The organism is Rhizobium sp. AC44/96, assembly GCF_001692185.1.
Lineage (GTDB): Bacteria > Pseudomonadota > Alphaproteobacteria > Rhizobiales > Rhizobiaceae > Rhizobium.
Genome location: NZ_LXKO01000005.1, coordinates 97,781 through 113,965 on the forward strand (window position 1 = coordinate 97,781; position 16,185 = coordinate 113,965).

12 protein-coding genes are annotated in these 16,185 nt (G+C 61.2%); 11 read left to right on the forward strand and 1 reads right to left on the reverse strand.

Annotated elements, in window-relative coordinates:
• Positions 1–109 precede the first annotated feature (109 nt).
• The 11 genes from A6U87_RS08050 to A6U87_RS08100 all read left to right on the forward strand — a co-directional run bounded on the left by A6U87_RS08050 (position 110) and on the right by A6U87_RS08100 (position 14,309).
• Complete coding sequence (locus A6U87_RS08050) at positions 110–967, forward strand: sulfurtransferase (protein WP_065690735.1); 858 nt, start codon at positions 110–112, stop codon at positions 965–967.
• A 228-nt stretch (positions 968–1,195) separates the two neighbouring features.
• Positions 1,196–2,758 (forward strand): ABC transporter substrate-binding protein, encoded by a 1,563-nt coding sequence (locus A6U87_RS08055; RefSeq protein ID WP_083199320.1) that lies wholly within the window; start codon positions 1,196–1,198, stop codon positions 2,756–2,758.
• Between the two features lie 80 nt (positions 2,759–2,838).
• A complete protein-coding gene (locus A6U87_RS08060) occupies positions 2,839–3,849 on the forward strand; it encodes an ABC transporter permease (RefSeq protein ID WP_065690737.1) in 1,011 nt (336 codons plus the stop codon).
• Positions 3,850–3,853: 4 nt separating this feature from the next.
• A complete protein-coding gene (locus tag A6U87_RS08065) occupies positions 3,854–4,693 on the forward strand; it encodes an ABC transporter permease (protein WP_065690738.1) in 840 nt (279 codons plus the stop codon).
• A 7-nt stretch (positions 4,694–4,700) separates the two neighbouring features.
• Positions 4,701–6,086 (forward strand): ABC transporter substrate-binding protein, encoded by a 1,386-nt coding sequence (locus tag A6U87_RS08070; RefSeq protein WP_065690739.1) that lies wholly within the window; start codon positions 4,701–4,703, stop codon positions 6,084–6,086.
• Between the two features lie 8 nt (positions 6,087–6,094).
• Positions 6,095–6,481, forward strand: a complete 387-nt coding sequence (locus A6U87_RS08075) for a VOC family protein (protein ID WP_244499447.1) — start codon at positions 6,095–6,097, stop codon at positions 6,479–6,481.
• Positions 6,481–8,556: an SUMF1/EgtB/PvdO family nonheme iron enzyme gene (locus A6U87_RS08080; protein WP_065690740.1), complete on the forward strand. Its 2,076-nt coding sequence runs from the start codon at positions 6,481–6,483 to the stop codon at positions 8,554–8,556. The genes A6U87_RS08075 and A6U87_RS08080 overlap by 1 nt, the downstream gene beginning before the upstream one ends.
• A 332-nt stretch (positions 8,557–8,888) precedes the next feature.
• On the forward strand, positions 8,889–9,149 hold the full coding sequence (locus A6U87_RS29210; RefSeq protein ID WP_083199321.1) for a glycine zipper domain-containing protein: 261 nt from the start codon (positions 8,889–8,891) through the stop codon (positions 9,147–9,149).
• A gap of 337 nt (positions 9,150–9,486) precedes the next feature.
• Positions 9,487–11,034, forward strand: coding sequence for an AbgT family transporter (locus tag A6U87_RS08090; protein ID WP_065690742.1), 1,548 nt, complete (start codon positions 9,487–9,489; stop codon positions 11,032–11,034).
• A 36-nt stretch (positions 11,035–11,070) separates the two neighbouring features.
• Positions 11,071–12,282: a M20/M25/M40 family metallo-hydrolase gene (locus A6U87_RS08095; protein WP_065690743.1), complete on the forward strand. Its 1,212-nt coding sequence runs from the start codon at positions 11,071–11,073 to the stop codon at positions 12,280–12,282.
• A gap of 191 nt (positions 12,283–12,473) precedes the next feature.
• Positions 12,474–14,309 carry an SLC13 family permease gene (locus A6U87_RS08100; protein ID WP_065690744.1) on the forward strand — a complete coding sequence of 612 codons (1,836 nt, stop codon included), beginning with the start codon at positions 12,474–12,476 and terminating at the stop codon, positions 14,307–14,309.
• Positions 14,310–14,453: 144 nt separating this feature from the next.
• Here A6U87_RS08100 and A6U87_RS08105 read toward each other — a convergent pair whose 3' ends face one another.
• Positions 14,454–16,178 carry a hypothetical protein gene (locus A6U87_RS08105; protein ID WP_065690803.1) on the reverse strand — a complete coding sequence of 575 codons (1,725 nt, stop codon included), beginning with the start codon at positions 16,176–16,178 and terminating at the stop codon, positions 14,454–14,456.
• Positions 16,179–16,185 lie beyond the last annotated feature (7 nt).

Consider the following 16,185-nt stretch of genomic DNA (forward strand, 5'->3'; position numbering starts at 1 on the left):
CCGCGTCCGGAAAACGTTGTAGTATACTACGTAAGATATTTCATCTTGCCAAGCGGCTTCCGATGGGGGAGGATGCTGCAATAACTCATCCGTGTAGAGAAGTCGGCGCATGACTGGTGATGTTCGCAGAAAGGTGCTTCTGACGGCGGTGGAGCTGGATGAACTTCGCAGATCCGGCCACGACGTGACGATCCTCGCGGTTCATTCGATCAATCCATACACGGGCGTGCCGTCTTTCAAAGGCCAGCGGATCGAGGGCGCGATCGATACCGAGGCCTATTCCGATTTTCAGGCTCCTGCTTCCTTCGAGCGTGGCCAGCGACCGCTGCCCGAGATCGACGTTCTTCAGGAAAAGGCCCGTCGCTGGGGTCTGCGGCCGGAAACCACGGTCGTCATCTATGACGGCGATAGAAGTATGACCGCCGCAAGGGCGTGGTGGGTCCTGAAATGGGCCGGGTTGCCCGATGTTCGAGTGCTGGATGGCGGCATGCCTGCATGGATCGCGGCGGGGCTGCCGACGACGGAGATGGTTGCGACGCCCGAAGTCAGCGATATTGCACTCTCGCCTGACCACATGCCGGAACTTGATGCCGAGGGTGCCTTGCGGATCGGCAGGGAGGGTGTGCTGCTCGATGCCCGCATACGACCAAATTACATCGGTGGGCCCGTGTTACCCGGCCAGCCGGCAAGGGGGCATATTCCCTATGCCATCAGCGCACCGGCGCCCGACAACGTGACCGATTACGGCAACTTCACCGATGGGCCGACTCTCACGGAAATGTATCGCGCGCTCGGCGCCGACGGATCTTCGGAGGTCGGAGTCTATTGTGGTGCCGGCATGTCGGCAGCACATACGGTTCTGGCGCTGGCCTCGATCGGAATAGAGGCTTCCATGTATCCAGGTTCATGGTCCGCCTGGATCAGCGATCCGACCCGGCCGGTGATCACGGGCGCCGATCCTCTTTAGGCCCGTTTGCCTTCGTTTCTGTTCTCAGAATGCGCGAATAATCGGCATATTTTTTCTTATATTGCATAAATAATGTGCGATTTTGGCGATTGTTTAAAGAGTCGCCAAGCCGGCTTTACAGCCGACTTTCGCATGATATATTTCGTAGTATATCACGGATTGGCGGATGTAGCGGCAATTCGCAGGGAACAGCTTGGCATGAAGCTACGGCTACGAAAGGGTGGTAGAATGAAGTTCTGGAAGGGATTTGCGGCGGCGTTGGTTGTCTTGCCGTTCGTTGCTGGCAGCGCTCAGGCGCAAAGCGAGGATCAGCTCAAGACGTTGGTCATTGCCGTTCCGTCCGATCCGGTCAGCCTGGAGCCGGGCACCAACAAGGCGGAGCCGATCGGCAGTGAGATCATTCTCAACGTCTTTGACACGCTTGTTGCGTGGACCGCGCCCGATTTCAAGCAGCTGGAAGGCCGTCTCGCGACGGGCTGGACTGTCTCTGCTGACGGCAAGGAGTTTGATTTCAAGCTTCGCGATGGCGTGAAATTCCAGGACGGAACGGCTTTCGATGCCGCCGCCGTGAAGTTTTCGCTGGAGCGAACCAAGGCGTCGAACTCATACGTCAAGGCGACGTTCGATCTGATCAAGGACATCGCTGTCGTCTCGCCAGGCGAAGTAAAGATCACGCTGAGCGCGGCCTATCCAGCCTTCCTCTCGATCCTGGCGCAGCCGCAGTCGGCGATCGTAAGCCCTGCCGCCGTGGCGAAATACGGTGACAAGTTTGCCGCCAATCCGGTCGGCACCGGTCCCTTCGTCTTCAAGAGCGCACAAGCTGACACCAACGTCGTTCTCGAGGCCAACCCCGATTACTTCCGTGGCGCGCCGAAGCTAGCCAAGATTATCTACCGTGTTATCCCGGATGCCTCGACCCGGCGGCTGGAGCTTGAAAGCGGTGGCGTTGATGTCGTCCAGCAGCAGGGGCAGCTGTCGGCGATCGCCGCAGAAGACATTGAAGCGCTGAAAGACAACAAGGACGTCAAGGTTCTGGAAACGTCCAGCCAGATCATCCGTCAGCTCGAGTTCAACAACAGCAAGAAGGATGGCCCCTTTGCCAACGTCAAGGCGCGGGAAGCAATTGCTCACGCGATCGATTATGATGGCCTGCTGCAGGGTGTCTTTGGCGGTACCGCAGAGCGCGTCTATGGTCCGCTGACCAGCAACAGCTGGGCCTTCAATCCGAAGATGAAGGAGCTCGCACCGACCTACGATCCCGAGCTCGCCAAGAAGCTGCTCGCGGAAGCCGGTGTCGACCCGTCCAGCATCAACCTGAAGCTCTATAGCTTCCAGGGGCCGCTGTGGGGCGCGGTCGCCACGTTCGTCCAGGCGAACCTTGCCGATATCGGTATCAATGCCACGATCGAACAGACGGAGTTTCCGGCACTGCGTGCTCTGCAGACCTCCGGCCAGTTCGATGTCGCACTCGACGGCCGTCAGCCGTGGTACAACGATCCTGACGCGCACATTACCATCGGTTACCTGTCATCGCTGGCCGATACAGCCATGACCTTCCGCATGCCGCAGGACAAGGATCTCGACGATCTCATCGTCAAGGCACAGCAGACGTCCGATATCGAGGCCCGCAAGCAGCTCTACTTCCAAGTCCAGGAGGAAGTCGCCAAGCGCGTGCCTGGCGCCTATCTGTTCAGCCCCAAGCTGATCGTGTTCACCCGCGCCAATGTCGAAGGGCTGGTCATCAACAGCGCGCCGCCGCTCAACGAATACTGGTCCGTCTACAAGAAATGACGTAGCCACGCTAAAAGACAGGCGACCACCATCTGGTCGCCTGTCGAAGAGGGTGGTCCCCGATAAGTGAGTAGGAAGGCATGGCGAGTTTCATCATACGCCGACTGGTCGCGCTGATACCCGTCATGTGCATTGTGCTGGTGATCGTCTTTTCGCTGGTCCGGCTGATCCCAGGCGATCCGGCGGTCACCTTGCTCGGTCCGGGGGCGACACAGGCACAGATCGACGCGCTGCGCGTCCAGCTCGATCTCGATCAATCTGTGCTACTGCAGTTCATCCATTATGTCGGTGGACTCCTGCAGGGCGATTTCGGCATCTCCCTGAAGACCGGTCAGCCGGTTGCCCAGGAAATCCTCTTGCGGCTGCCGGCAACGATCGAGCTTTCCGTCCTTGCCGTCATCGTCGCTGTTATCTTCGGCATTCCGATCGGCGTCCTGTCGGCAATCCGGCCGAACTCCTTCTTCGATCACGTCACGCGTGTGATGTCTCTGGTCGGCGTGTCGATGCCGGCTTTCCTGCTGGCGCTCATTCTCCAGCTGATCTTTGGCACCTATCTCGGCTGGCTGCCGGTGTCCGGCCGGATGAGCCCCTTCATCACGTCCGAGCCGGTAACCGGGTTCGCTATCTTCGATGGCATCATTACCGGCAATTTCGCGGCCGCGTGGAATGCGCTCCAGCATCTCATCCTCCCAACGACAGTACTGGCGGCCTTCCTCGCTGCAACGCTCGGGCGTTTCGTGCGCAACACGATGCTGGATGTCATGGGCGAGGATTTCATTCGCACCGCCAAAGCCAAGGGACTGCGGCGCAGCGACGTGATCCTCAATCATGGTCTGCGCAATTCCCTCCTGCCGGCGATTACCGTGATTGGTCTGAAGTTTGCCGAGATGCTCGGTGGCGCCATCCTGACCGAGACGATCTTTGCGTGGCCGGGAATCGGTCGCTACATGTTCGAGGCGATCAAGAACCGTGATTATCCCGTGATCCAGGGCACGACACTCGTCTTTGCCCTGCTTTTCGTGATCACCTCGATCATCGTGGATGTGCTTTACGGTGTTCTCGACCCGCGCGTCCGCAAGAAGATGAAGTGAGATCATGGGCGAATTCATCACATTTCTGAGGCGCAATACGCTCGCTGTCGTTGGGTTGGTGATCCTGCTTGCACTTGTGCTTCTGATCGCCGTCGGACCAATGCTTACCCCTTATTCGCCAACGAAACTCGATGTGTTGCACAAGCTTGCGCCTCCAAGCTTTGCCCATTGGCTTGGCACCGATGCGTTCGGCCGGGATATCCTGACTCGCATCATGTATGGGGGGCGGGCTACGCTTACGATCGGCGTCGGCGTCGTGGCGATCGCCTTCGTGGTCGGCGTCTTCTTCGGCACGCTTGCGGGCTTCGCAGGCGGCTGGACCGATAGCATCATCATGCGCATCGTTGACGCGATCCTGGCATTCCCGGCACTGGTGCTTGCCATCGCGCTGGCCGCCGCCTTCGGTCCGAGCCTGCAGAATGCGATGCTTGCCGTCGCCATCACGCTCGCCCCTCAATTTGCCCGCGTGGCCCGCAGCCAGGCCCTCAGTATCGCCGTGAAGCCCTATGTCGAAGCGGCGATTTCGCTTGGGCTGCCCAACAGCCGAATTCTTTCTCGGTATATTTTCGTGAACGGGCTGGGGCCGCTGCTGGTGCAATCGACCCTCGCGCTCGGCAGCGCGATCCTCCAGACGGCAAGCCTCGGATTCCTGGGCCTCGGAGCTCAGCCGCCATTGGCCGAGTGGGGTGCGGACGTTTCGGCAAATCTGCAATATGTGCGCGGCGCACCCTGGGTTGCCCTGGCACCGGGTATGGCGATCCTCCTGGCAGTTCTGTCGTTCAATCTGATCGGCGACTCCCTTGCCGACTGGTTCAACCCGCGCCGCCGCAGCGAACTCGATTGAGGGCACCTTGGACACACTGACGATCAGCCTCGAGAAGGTGGATTTCCTTCCGCCGAACCGCGTAACCGACGATACCAGCGTCCTGACGCTGAAAAATCTCGTGTGTGAACCGCTCTTGAAATGGGAGAACGGCTTTGTTCGACCGGCTCTCTTTGAAAGCTGGAGCCATTCTGCCGACGGTCGGGAGTGGCGCTTCGTGATCCGCGACGGCGCGGCCTTTCATGACGGAAAACCCTGCGTCGCTAACGACGTCCTGCAGTTCATCGGTGGCATTCTCGATGCCGTCGATACATTCGGCATGAAATGGTCGTATGCGCGCTATCTCGAACATGCCCGTATCACGGCCGACGACGACCATGTGGTGCGTGTTGAAAACCCCGAGCCGATTGCCGACATCCTCGACATCTTCTCGGAGTTTTACATTTGCCGCCTTGATCCGTCGGGAGCGCCTGTTCTCGGTACCGGACGCTACCGTGTGACGGAGTTCGAAGCGGGCAAGCGCGCCGTACTGGAAAGGACAGACGGCAGATCAGGCCCGGCCCGGATCGTTGCTGTACCGGAGCGCCATGCAAACGCGCGCTACGACACGTTGAAGCGTGGCGTGGTCGATGCCGTGCTCAATCTCGAGCGGATCGACGAGCGGGTGGCCTTCGATGAGGACTTCGCGTGGGGCAGGGCCGTCAATACGCTGTCGGTCATGTATTATCTCAATTGCCAACAAGGCATCTTCCGCTCGCCGGCGGCGCGGCTGGCTGTCAATCATGCGGTCGACACGGCTTTGATCGCAGACGAGATCTTCCACGGGCTGGCTGTTCCATCCTCCACCATCGTCAGCCCGTTTCATCTTGGCGCGGCAAGGGCCCAGCTTTCGCCGATCGGCTATGATCCGGCAAAGGCGCGCGAGTTGCTGGAGGGTGTTGATGCAAGCGAGACCATTCGGCTGCGTACGCCGACCTTCATGCCGGAACGGGCGCCCGAGGTAAGCCGCTTCGTGGCCGCAGCGCTCGAGGCGGTCGGGCTGAAAGTCGAGATTGAGACCGAGCTCGATCGTCCAGAATACGCCCGACAGATTGGTCGCAAGGAAATGGGCGACATGGCGATTTTCGATTCCTCGCCACATAGCACCTACCGTATCCTGAACGACAAGATCTCCAGCAAGACGAAAGCCGTTTGGTGGCAGGGCTATGACGATCCGCAGACGGAGGCGCTGATCGAGGCGGCCAATCAGGCTGTCGATGACGAAGCCCGGGACGTCGCCTATGCACGCTGCCTGACGCGGCTTCACCAAAATCCGCCCTGGCTATATCTGGTCCATCCTGTCGACGTCTTTGCCGCGCGCAGAGGCATCGGCGGCCTTTCGATCGACCACAAGGGCACCCTCAACATCCGCTAGAGCAGGACATGACGATGGAAAAAGACTACTCGATCACCTTCTTCTACTATGAAGATATTCATGCGGTTGCACCGTTTTACGAGAGCGTGCTCGGCCTCGAACTGGTGCTCGACCAGGGGCTTGCACGTATCTATCGCATCGCTGGCAAGTGCTATTTCGGGATTGTCGATGGCAATCGCGGTCACCTGAAGCATCAGGAAAAAAGTGCCGTGCTGCTGACCATCGTCGCTCAAGATGTCGAAGGCTGGCACAAGCGGATGAAGGACGCGGGTGTCACGGGGCTGTCGGAGATCTTGCGCGGCACTTACTGCGAGCACTTCTTCTTCGAGGATCCCGCCGGCTACGCCATCGAGATCCAGCGTTTCCACAATCCAGATGTGGCGAAGCTGTTCTGATGAGCGCCGGGCCGACGATGACGCTCGCGGAGTTGCGCGAAAGGCTCTTTTCAAAAGCCGAGGACCATGGCCGAGCGGCGCTGCTGGCGCTGCCGGACGGTTCGGTGGCTGATCTCCGAAGCGGCTATATTCCACTTCTCGTCAACTTCAGCTTCGAGGACAAGGCGGCCAAGGGATTGCGAAAGCTGAAGGATCAGGCTGCTCCTGAACCTGCCGTGTACTTCTCGGCGCTTGAGATGGCCCGCGATCATGCGTCACTGATACTCACCGGCGAGACAGGCAGCGGCAAGACGAGTTTCGCGCGTCATCTGGCGCTGGCAGCGGCCGGTGGGCGAACGGTGCCCGGCGAGGTGCCACGCAACGATCTCGGTGCCGTGCATGACGAGGGGTGGGAGATGGGAGACATCCTGCCGCTTTACCTCTCGGTCAAGGCCGGTGCGAGCCTTGCCGAGTTGGTGGACGACGCGCTGCCCGGGTTGGAAAGCCTGCTCGCCACCAGTGCATGGACGAACTCTGAAACGAGCCTCCTGGTGATCCTCGACGGTGTCGAGACTGCAGGCGAGCATGGTCCCGAACTCCTGAACCAAGCGCTGGCGTTCCAGGCGCGCTATCCCCGCATCCGGTTGCTCGTGCTCGGAGAACACTCGGTCGTCAAAGGCTGGGCCTTGCCGTCGTCCTTCACGCGCTACGATCTCCTGCCGCTTTTCAAGACGCAGCGGCGAGCCGCCGCCGATCGGCTTGCCGGTATCGATCTCGATGAACGAGGCATCGCGCTCGGCGAAGCTGCCGGCAACCCGGCGCAGTTTGCCATGGCGCTCACGAGCGGTGACCACGGGCAAACCGCGGAAGGCATTGTCGACCGATGGCTGGCCAAAGTCGCCGGCGATGCGCAGACGGCCACGTTCCTCTGCGGACTCGCTTTCGATGCGCTTGCGGGAAAGCTGGAGGATGCTGAGCTCTTTCCTGTCCTCCGTGTACGCCAACTGCTGGCGGCGCGGCATTTGGTTTCGTTGCCGGCTGAAGCGGCTGTGGCGGCATTTCGCACAGGTCCGGACCTTTGGGCGCCGGTGCTTCGCAGCCTTGCCAGGCGGCTTGCAGGATCCGATGCCGCAGGCGCCCTGGTCGGAGCGCTTGTCAGCGGAACCGGTGACGAGGTGCTTCGTGGTGCGCTCCTTGCGGCAGAGTTGCAGACTGAAGCGGGACCTCTCAGGGACCGCATCGCAGCGCATATCCGCGCCATTGTCGACCGGGGTGTCTTGTCGGCACCGGAGCGCGAGAAGGCTGGTCGAATTCTGTCCGTCTGGGGTGATCCCCGTGATCTCGAGGCCCTGGCAGATGTCCCCGCCGGTCGCTTCACCTTTGGCTCGAATACCCATCCGAACTCGGCGCCGCCTCATATGGTCGAGGTGGAAGCCTTTCACATCGGCCTCTATCCGGTGACCAATGCCGCCTACGGTGCCTTCGTGCGCGAGACCGACCGGCCCTGGCGCAGTCCTGACGGCTTCGCTGCGGACCGTCGCAACGCCCCCGCAACCGATCTCACCTGGCATGATGCCCGCGCCTATTGCGCCTGGCTTACCGATCGTTGGCGCAGGGAGGGGCGGATCGGCGCCGAGGAGATCGTGCGGCTCCCGACCGAGCCTGAATGGGAACGGGCCGCGCGCGGCGACCAACCGGATTTCGGTGATGAGACGATCGTCTATCCCTGGGGTGCGGCGTGGATGGCCGACGCCGCCAACTCGGAGGAGGCCGGGTTCAACAATACCTGCACGGTTGGTCTTTTCCCGAAAGGCCGGTCTCCCTACGGCTGCTACGACATGACCGGGCAGGTCTGGGAGTGGGGCACGACGTTGTGGGGCGAAGACATGGCGGCGCCGAGCTTCCAATATCCTTATCGCGACGATGGCCGAGAGGCGACAGACGCGCCGGCAGCAATCCGCCGTGTCCTACGCGGCGGTTGCTTCTCGAGCAACCGACTGAAGGCGTGCTGCACTTATCGCGGCAGCCTCGAGCCCGATGGCTTCTGGCGCGGCAACGGCTTTCGCATCGTTGTCGGCAAAACCCAGCCAGTATGACGCTGACGGGATCCCGAAGACCGCTCGCCCAAATGCATGGCGAGCGGACGGGCGCATCGATATTGAGCTGCGCCTGATCCATTTTGAGTGAAGTCCCTCTCAAGGGATTGTTTTTATTTCCGATTGGCTGGTGTGGTGCTGCGGGCGCTTTTGTAGCTTCGCTAAGTCTCTTGCGAGCGATGATCCTTGCTATGCTCCTGCATCGCTTGGAGAAATTTGAACTCAGAGCTTACTTTCTGGATTCTATGCCGATCACAGAGTGTCTTCGGCAATCCTATACTCTTTAGGGATGGCGCCATTAAATTTCATTATGCGCCACATGAGGAGACACAATGAAGAGGTTGATTCTGTTCTCATTGGCCGGCTTAGCGCTAGCAAGCTGCACGCCCACCCAACAGGGTGCCGGTATCGGTGCGGCTACCGGTGCCGTTGTTGGTGGCGCCGTCAGGAATGACGTTCGCGGTGCGGCGGTTGGCGCTGCGATCGGCGGAGTCTCGGGCGCTGTAATCGGCAATGTCGCGGGACGACCGGGCCAGTGCGAGTTCCGGGATCGTAACACCGGTCGCACGTATGTGGCGGCTTGCCCGCGTTGAGATGATGCCTGGCCGCTTGCGGCCGCGCAGCTTTTGTCGTGCTCTGGTCAGGTTACGGAGTCTGCTGGGGCTCGGCTTTTGCAAACGCGGTGCGCAGCCGGCACGGCGCGGGACGTTTTCAGCTAGTCTTAAAAAGCAATGGAATGGTTGGCGCATTGCATGAAGCTCTGACGGCGCTCGATGCCCGGCCAATCCGGTCGAGCACAGTCCGGCGCAGCTGATCGCCATTGCAGGCATGACTATCCGTTACTCGACGCCTTTTTCGAACATACGCTCATTCGAACCTCAATTCTAATGCCCTCGGGGCGCAATCCTTTGGTTCAATTGGAGGCAGGACATGGCCAATGCCAATGTCGCATCAAAGACCACGATGCAGCGGTTTCTCGACGGCGTCGAGAAAGTCGGGAACATGGTTCCACACCCTGTGGTCATCTTCCTGATCCTGATCGGCATCGTCATCGTTCTATCGGCCGTGCTCGGCGCCTTCGGAGCGGCGGTCACTTATGAGCGCATCAATCCCGATACCCACGCGGTTGAGCAGGCATCGACGGCTATACGCAGTCTGCTGAACATCGAGGGTATCCGCTTCATGTATTCCTCGCTTATTCCCAACTTCATGAGCTTTACGGCTGTGGGGCTGATGATTGCGGCGATGATCGGTGCCGGCGTTGCCGAAGAATCGGGGCTCGTCACGGCCCTGATCCGCAAGCTCGTCATTGTCTCACCAAGCTGGGCGCTGACCTACATTCTTGCTTTCGTCGGTATCCTCGCCAGTATCGCGGCTGATGCCGGCTATCTCGTTCTGATCCCGCTTGCGGGCGTTGCCTATCTGGCTGTCGGGCGGCATCCGCTGGCCGGCCTCGCGCTCGGCTTTGCGGCTGTGGCCGGCGCCTTCACCGTGAACATGCTGATCAAGCCGCTCGATGCCGTGCTGGTCGAGTTCACGAATGACGCTGCACACCTCGTCGATCCGAACCGCTCGATCGGTCTGGCCTCCAACCTCTGGTTTTCCATTGCTTCGGTGCTGTTCCTGACGGTGATCATCGCCTTCATCACCGACCGCATGATTGCGCCGCGGCTCGGCACTTACGATCCGGCCGCTGCCGAAGGTGGCGTCCAGAACCAGGGGGCAACGCTCTCCGAACAGGAATCGCGCGGACTGCGCTTTGCGCTGTTCGGCTTGATCGGTCTCCTCGTGGTCTTCCTGTTCCTGACGCTGCCGAGCGGTGCGCCGTTGCGCAATCCGGATACCGGCGAACTGATCGGCAACTCGCCGTTCATGAACGGGCTGATCGCGCTGATCATGCTGATCTTCCTGGTGACCGGCTGGACCTATGGTATCGGTGCTGGCACCCTTAAAACGCTGGCGGAAGTGATCGCGGCGATCGAGAAGTCGATCAAGAACATGGGCGGGACGATCTTCCTGTTCTTCGTCCTCAGCCAGTTCGTCGCCTACTTCACCTACACCAATATCGGCACGGTCATGGCACTCAGCCTGTCCGGCGTGCTGCAAGCAGCTAACATCGGTGCGCTGCCGCTGCTGATCGGCTTTATCATCGTCGTGGCGATCATCGATTTGCTGCTGACGGGGGCGATTGCAAAATGGGCGATCTTCGCGCCGGTTTTCGTGCCGCTGCTGATGAAACTCGGCGTCGAGCCGGAAGCTGTGCTGGCCGCCTACCGCGTCGGGGATTCGCCGATGAACGCGATCACGCCGCTCAACGCCTACTTCGCGTTGGTCGTCGGCTTCGCTCAGAAATACGACAAATCAGCCGGCGTCGGCACCATCGTATCGCTGATGCTTCCCTATGTCGTGCTGATGTTCGTGCTGTGGACCGGTCTCTTTGCGGTCTGGAAGGCCATTGGTCTGCCTTGGGGCCTGTAGCCACAGCCCTGAACGAAACAAGATGCAAACAATCGGATGGATAACATGAGCAACACCTCAATTCCTCTCGACGTCGCTGCGGCGGAAGAACATCTCATGCGCTTCCTCTCGGTGGAAGGTATTACCGGGCAAGAGAAGAACATCGGTCTTGCCGTCGTCGATGCCCTGAAGAAAATCGGCGTGCCGGAGTCCGCTATTCGCTTCGACGACGTCAACAAGCGCATTCCGCTGCCGACGGAAACAGGCAACCTGATCGTGGATATCCCAGGAACGCGGCCGGGACCAAGGCTGCTTTTCTCGACGCATCTCGACACAGTGCCGCTTTGCGCCGGTGCCAAGCCGCGGCGCGAGGGTGACCGTATCGTATCTGATGGCACGACAGCACTTGGCGGCGATGCGCGCACAGGCGTTGCCCTTCTGGTCGTCGTTGCCGAGACGTTGATCAAGAACAAGTTGCCGCATCCGCCGATCACCCTGCTGTTTACCGTGCGCGAGGAAAGCGGCCTGCACGGCGCACGCGAGCTCAATCCTGCCGATCTTGGCGGCGCAGCCATGTGCATCAACGTTGACGGGCAGATGGCATCGGACCTTATTATCGGTGCCGTTGGCCAGGAAAACTGGGAAGTCGAGATCACCGGCCGCGCATCGCACGCCGGCGTGGCACCTGAGAAGGGCATCTCGGCAACGATGGTCGGCGCAATGGCCCTGGCCGAAGCGCGCCGGGCCGGCTGGTTCGGCAAGGTCGTCAAGCCGGACGGTCGTGGCACGAGCAATGTCGGCATTTTCGGCGGCAAGGACAATAAGCCGGCAGGCGACGCCACCAACGTCGTGACCGACTACGCCTATCTCAAGGGCGAGGCGCGCAGCCCGGAATCCGTCTTCGCGACCAAGATTGCCAACGGATACAAGGAGGCCTTCGCCAAGGCTCAGGCCGAGGTGACTGCCGACAACGGCGACACGGCAGAGGTGAAATTCAGCCAGGTCGCGTCATATCCGCCGTTCGAACTCGGCAAGGATACGCCGGTTGTCAAACGCGCCACCAAGGCGCTGAAAACCCTCGACATCGAACCCGTCTATGTCTTTTCCAATGGCGGGCTGGATGCAAACTGGCTCGACAAACACGGCGTTCCCACCATCACCATCGGTGCAGGCCAGGCCGAGATCCACACGATCAAGGAATATGTGAACCTGAAGGAATACGAGAAGGGCTGCCGGATCGGCGTGCTGATGGCAACGCTGGAGGACTGACAGCCTGCCGGCCCTCGCTTCGCGCGGGGCGATGAGGTCGGGTTTGGACGAATGATATCAAAACGCCCCGCCTGGGGCGCCGGGTCAACGACGCGGAAATTTCATTGCGGGGGTGAACGCGGCGGCGCTGGCCGGCGCGTTGGCCGGTGGTTTTGAAAGGGCTCGAGCGGGCCAAATAAGGAGCGGCGCGATTGAGCCCTATAGCATACACAGCCACCATCATTGCGGTTGCCGTCGTTCTGTTCGTGTGGAACAAGCTGCCGGTCGTCTTTGTGGCCATGCTGACTGCGCTGGCGCTATGGGCAAGCGGCGTTCTGACAATCGGTCAGGCACTCGGCGGCTTTGGCGACCCCGCGGTGATCTTCATTGCCTCGCTTTTCGTCGTCAGCTCAGGGTTGGAGGTCACCGGCGTTACCGCCTGGGCTGGACAGCTTCTGATCCGTGGCGCGGGTGAGGAGAGCCGGGCCCGTCTTCTGATCCTGACGATGGTACTGGTGTCGCTGCTCACAGCGCTGATCAGCGTCAATGGCGCTGTTGCGGCCCTTCTGCCCGTGCTTGTGGTCATCGCTGTCCGCCTCAAGCGGAATTCGTCGCAGCTGCTCATGCCGTTGGTGTTTGCCGCACATGCGGGCTCGATGCTTGCATTGACGGGCACGCCGGTGAATGTGCTGGTATCGGAAGCTGGCCAGGATGCGGGTGTCGGTGGCTTCGGCTTCTTCGAATTTGCCCTGGTCGGCGTGCCGCTGCTGGCTGGAACGATGGCGATTATCGTGTTGTTTGGAAAACAGCTTCTGCCCGAGCGCAACGGTGCGACGATGCCGGCCGATTTCAGCCGCCACGCAAAAACGCTGGTCGAGCAATATGGGCTTGCCAGTGGCATCTATCAGTTACGGGTGCGTGCGAGCTCACCGTTTGTTGGCACTGCTGCGTCGGCAGTCGATCTCTCCACACATCCGGGGCTGCAACTCGTTGCAATCCAGGAAGGGGAAACGGCCGGGCCGCTCCGCCGTCCCAATGTCGGCGAGGGGGATCACTTTCTGGTGCGGGGAGATGCCGAGACGGCCGCTGCCTTTGCGACCCGCATGCACCTGGCCTTCCGTGACGAGCAGACCGATGGTCAGGGGGAAGGCACCTTGTTCAACCGCAGTTCGGGCCTTGCCGAAGTCGTCATCCCGCCGCGCTCCGGTCTGATCGGCCAGAGCGTTTTCCCCGGCATGGTCACCGAAAGCGGCGACCTGATCATCCTCGCTGTACAGCGCGCGAGCGCCGAGATTGCGGCCGCCAACGCGACCAAGGACAAGGGCGGCATCGTCCTTCAGGCCGGCGACACGATGCTGTTGCAAGGGACCTGGAAGGCGCTCGATGTTCACCTCGACGATCCTGATGTTCTGGTGGTCAATTCGCCGGAACTCGTACGCCGGCAGGCGGTGCCCCTTGGGCCCGGCGCACGCCAGGCGATCGTCATCCTGCTCGCCATGGTTCTGCTTCTCGCAACGGGTGTCGTCCCGCCTGCCGTGGCGGGTCTTCTCGCTGCCGGGGCGATTATCCTCTCGGGGATCATGAGCGTCGAACAGGCCTATCGTGCGGTGGGCTGGACGACCGTAATCCTTGTCGGTGCCATGATGCCGCTGTCGACGGCGATGGTGCAGACCGGGGCGGCAAAGCTGATGGCCGAACACCTCGTCAATTTCGTCGGCGATGCCGGTCCTATTGCCTTGCTTGCCGGTCTCTTCGTGCTGACCGCTATCATGGGGCAGCTCATCAGCAACACCGCGACTGCGCTGATCGTCATTCCGATCGGTGTCGCAGCGGCGACGGCGATGGGGATCTCGCCGCGCCCCGTGCTGATGAGCACGGCGGTGGCCGCTGCGGGCGCGTTTCTGACACCGATTGCGACCCCGACAAACCTGATGGTCATGGGACCGGGCGGCTATGCCTTCAGCGACTACTGGAAGCTCGGCCTGCCGTTGTTGCTTTGGTTCTTCGTTGTCTCGGTATTTCTGGTACCGTTGATCTGGCGCTTCTGAGATTGCAGACCGCTTCCGGGCGGTTTGCATACGCCCAAGCGTGCGATCGCACCGCTCTTGGCGGTCAGTCTGAGATCAGGCGCGCAGCGCCTTCCTGATAAATAAGGGCAATCACGCGCCGCCGGTTACGGCGCCGCTGCGTCGCTATTGAGATTTCACCAGCCCGGAGAACCCTGCCACCGCCAAAAGGCTCAGGGCCCAGCCGATAATCGACTGCAGGAAATAGTATTTCAGGGTGAAGGTGCCGTTGGGCTTGAGTGAGTCCGGCCGCCAGTATTCCTTCTGTCCGATCGACGCCACGGGCAGCAGCACATCCAGCGAGTACATGAAGGCGTTGAACTCAGGATAGCTGGCGGCTTCCGGCTGGCTGCGGAAACAGGTCAGCTGATCCTGGCCGATCTCTGCGCGTCCTGCCAGGTCCTGTCCGCTCGTCGGCATGAAGCGGCTTTCCGTCCGGGGCAGATCGCACATCGTCCACTCGGGCGAACGCAGCACGACGGGGCTGTTCGGCTTCATCGCCCCGGTATTGTAGGCGATGGCGAAAACGGCCGTACCGGCCGCCCAGAAAACCATCATCCACACCAGCGCCAAAAGCGGCTGGCGGCCATAGCGAAGGGTAACCGCAAGGATCGCGTCGCTGGCCGCAAGCGTCGCCCGCAGGGCCGGGTTTTTGGCTCGGCCGCGGCGAGCGCGTCGCTGCAGCCGTTCCTTGGTGATCAGCACCGCGCGGGCGTCCTCGTCATGACCCATTTCCCGCAGCACCGTCGCGAGATGCTCGTAGGGCTGCGGCCAGAAATCCGCCTTCCAGCGATCGGGGGTCTGGCGCGATAACCAGTCGAGCCGGCTGTCAGCATCGACCGGGCCCCCGATGAATGCGCCGTACCGGCAGCGGTTCAGGAGCAGATCGCCGGTTTGCGGCCAGCTTGCCTGTTCGTCGTCTATGGCGCCGATCGTCGTGGCGGTCAGGTCGAGAGTTCCGATGACCGACGCATTCTGGCGCAGGAAAAAGGCGCCATCGATGGTGGTGCGGTTGAGCCGCAGCGCATTGCCGCCCGGTTGCGAAAGCGAGGCCGCGGTGCAGTCGACGTCACCGCCGAAACGGGCACCGAGAAAGCGCGCCTCGCCGATGATCGTTGCGCCGCGCAGCGCCAGATCGCCGCCAGCGACAACGGCGTCGCCGTTCAACGCGACCTCGCCAGGGCGCTCGATCCGCGCGCCGACAGCGTTGACATCGCCACCGAGACGAACGCCCGAGAGATTGATGCCGCCCCTGATGTCAGCACCGCGCAGCAGGACGCCGCCGCGGGCCTCCAATCCATCCGCTTCGATGACGATCCCACTGGGCCAGCTGATCGAAGCGCCGTCCGCCTCGATGTTGCCGCCGCTCCGCGCGCTCGAGAGGCGGATTTCGCCCGTGACGGTGGCGCCGCGCAGCGAAAGGCATCCGCGGGCCTCCAGTCTGTCAGCCTGCAGTCCTGGTAACGCCGAGCCATCGAGGAAGAGGTTGTCGATGACGGCGGAGCGCAAGACAGGTGGGGCTTCGAAGTGGCAATCCTTGAGGCCGATGTCGCGGGGAATCCGGCACCCTTCAAGGTCGAGAATGCCTGATATCCAGGCGCCGCTCAGCCTCAATCCCTTTTCATGCAGCCGGTAGCCATCGTTGCCGAGGATGAGATAGCGCAGCAGTTCGGCGCGCACAGTCCGCTCCGCGTCGATCTTCTCCGGACGCAGGCCGTCCCCTAACCTGTCAAAGTCCCCCAATTGCAGATGTGCAACCACCTTTGCTTCGGCCGCACTGAGCGGGTGAAACTCGGCAAGGCTGGGCGCAACGGGAATGGCGGGTTGAGACTGCGGGATTTTTTCATTCATGAGCTGG

What these genes read in the sequence shown, in the direction of transcription:
- A6U87_RS08060 (WP_065690737.1), top strand. Translation starts at nt 2,839, where the DNA reads ATGGCGAGTTTCATCATACGCCGACTGGTCGCGCTGATACCCGTCATG.
- A6U87_RS08105 (WP_065690803.1), bottom strand. Translation starts at nt 16,178, where the DNA reads ATGAATGAAAAAATCCCGCAGTCTCAACCCGCCATTCCCGTTGCGCCC.
- A6U87_RS08075 (WP_244499447.1), top strand. Translation starts at nt 6,095, where the DNA reads ATGACGATGGAAAAAGACTACTCGATCACCTTCTTCTACTATGAAGAT.
- A6U87_RS08095 (WP_065690743.1), top strand. Translation starts at nt 11,071, where the DNA reads ATGGATAACATGAGCAACACCTCAATTCCTCTCGACGTCGCTGCGGCG.
- A6U87_RS08080 (WP_065690740.1), top strand. Translation starts at nt 6,481, where the DNA reads ATGAGCGCCGGGCCGACGATGACGCTCGCGGAGTTGCGCGAAAGGCTC.
- A6U87_RS08090 (WP_065690742.1), top strand. Translation starts at nt 9,487, where the DNA reads ATGGCCAATGCCAATGTCGCATCAAAGACCACGATGCAGCGGTTTCTC.
- A6U87_RS08065 (WP_065690738.1), top strand. Translation starts at nt 3,854, where the DNA reads ATGGGCGAATTCATCACATTTCTGAGGCGCAATACGCTCGCTGTCGTT.
- A6U87_RS08055 (WP_083199320.1), top strand. Translation starts at nt 1,196, where the DNA reads ATGAAGTTCTGGAAGGGATTTGCGGCGGCGTTGGTTGTCTTGCCGTTC.
- A6U87_RS08050 (WP_065690735.1), top strand. Translation starts at nt 110, where the DNA reads ATGACTGGTGATGTTCGCAGAAAGGTGCTTCTGACGGCGGTGGAGCTG.
- A6U87_RS29210 (WP_083199321.1), top strand. Translation starts at nt 8,889, where the DNA reads ATGAAGAGGTTGATTCTGTTCTCATTGGCCGGCTTAGCGCTAGCAAGC.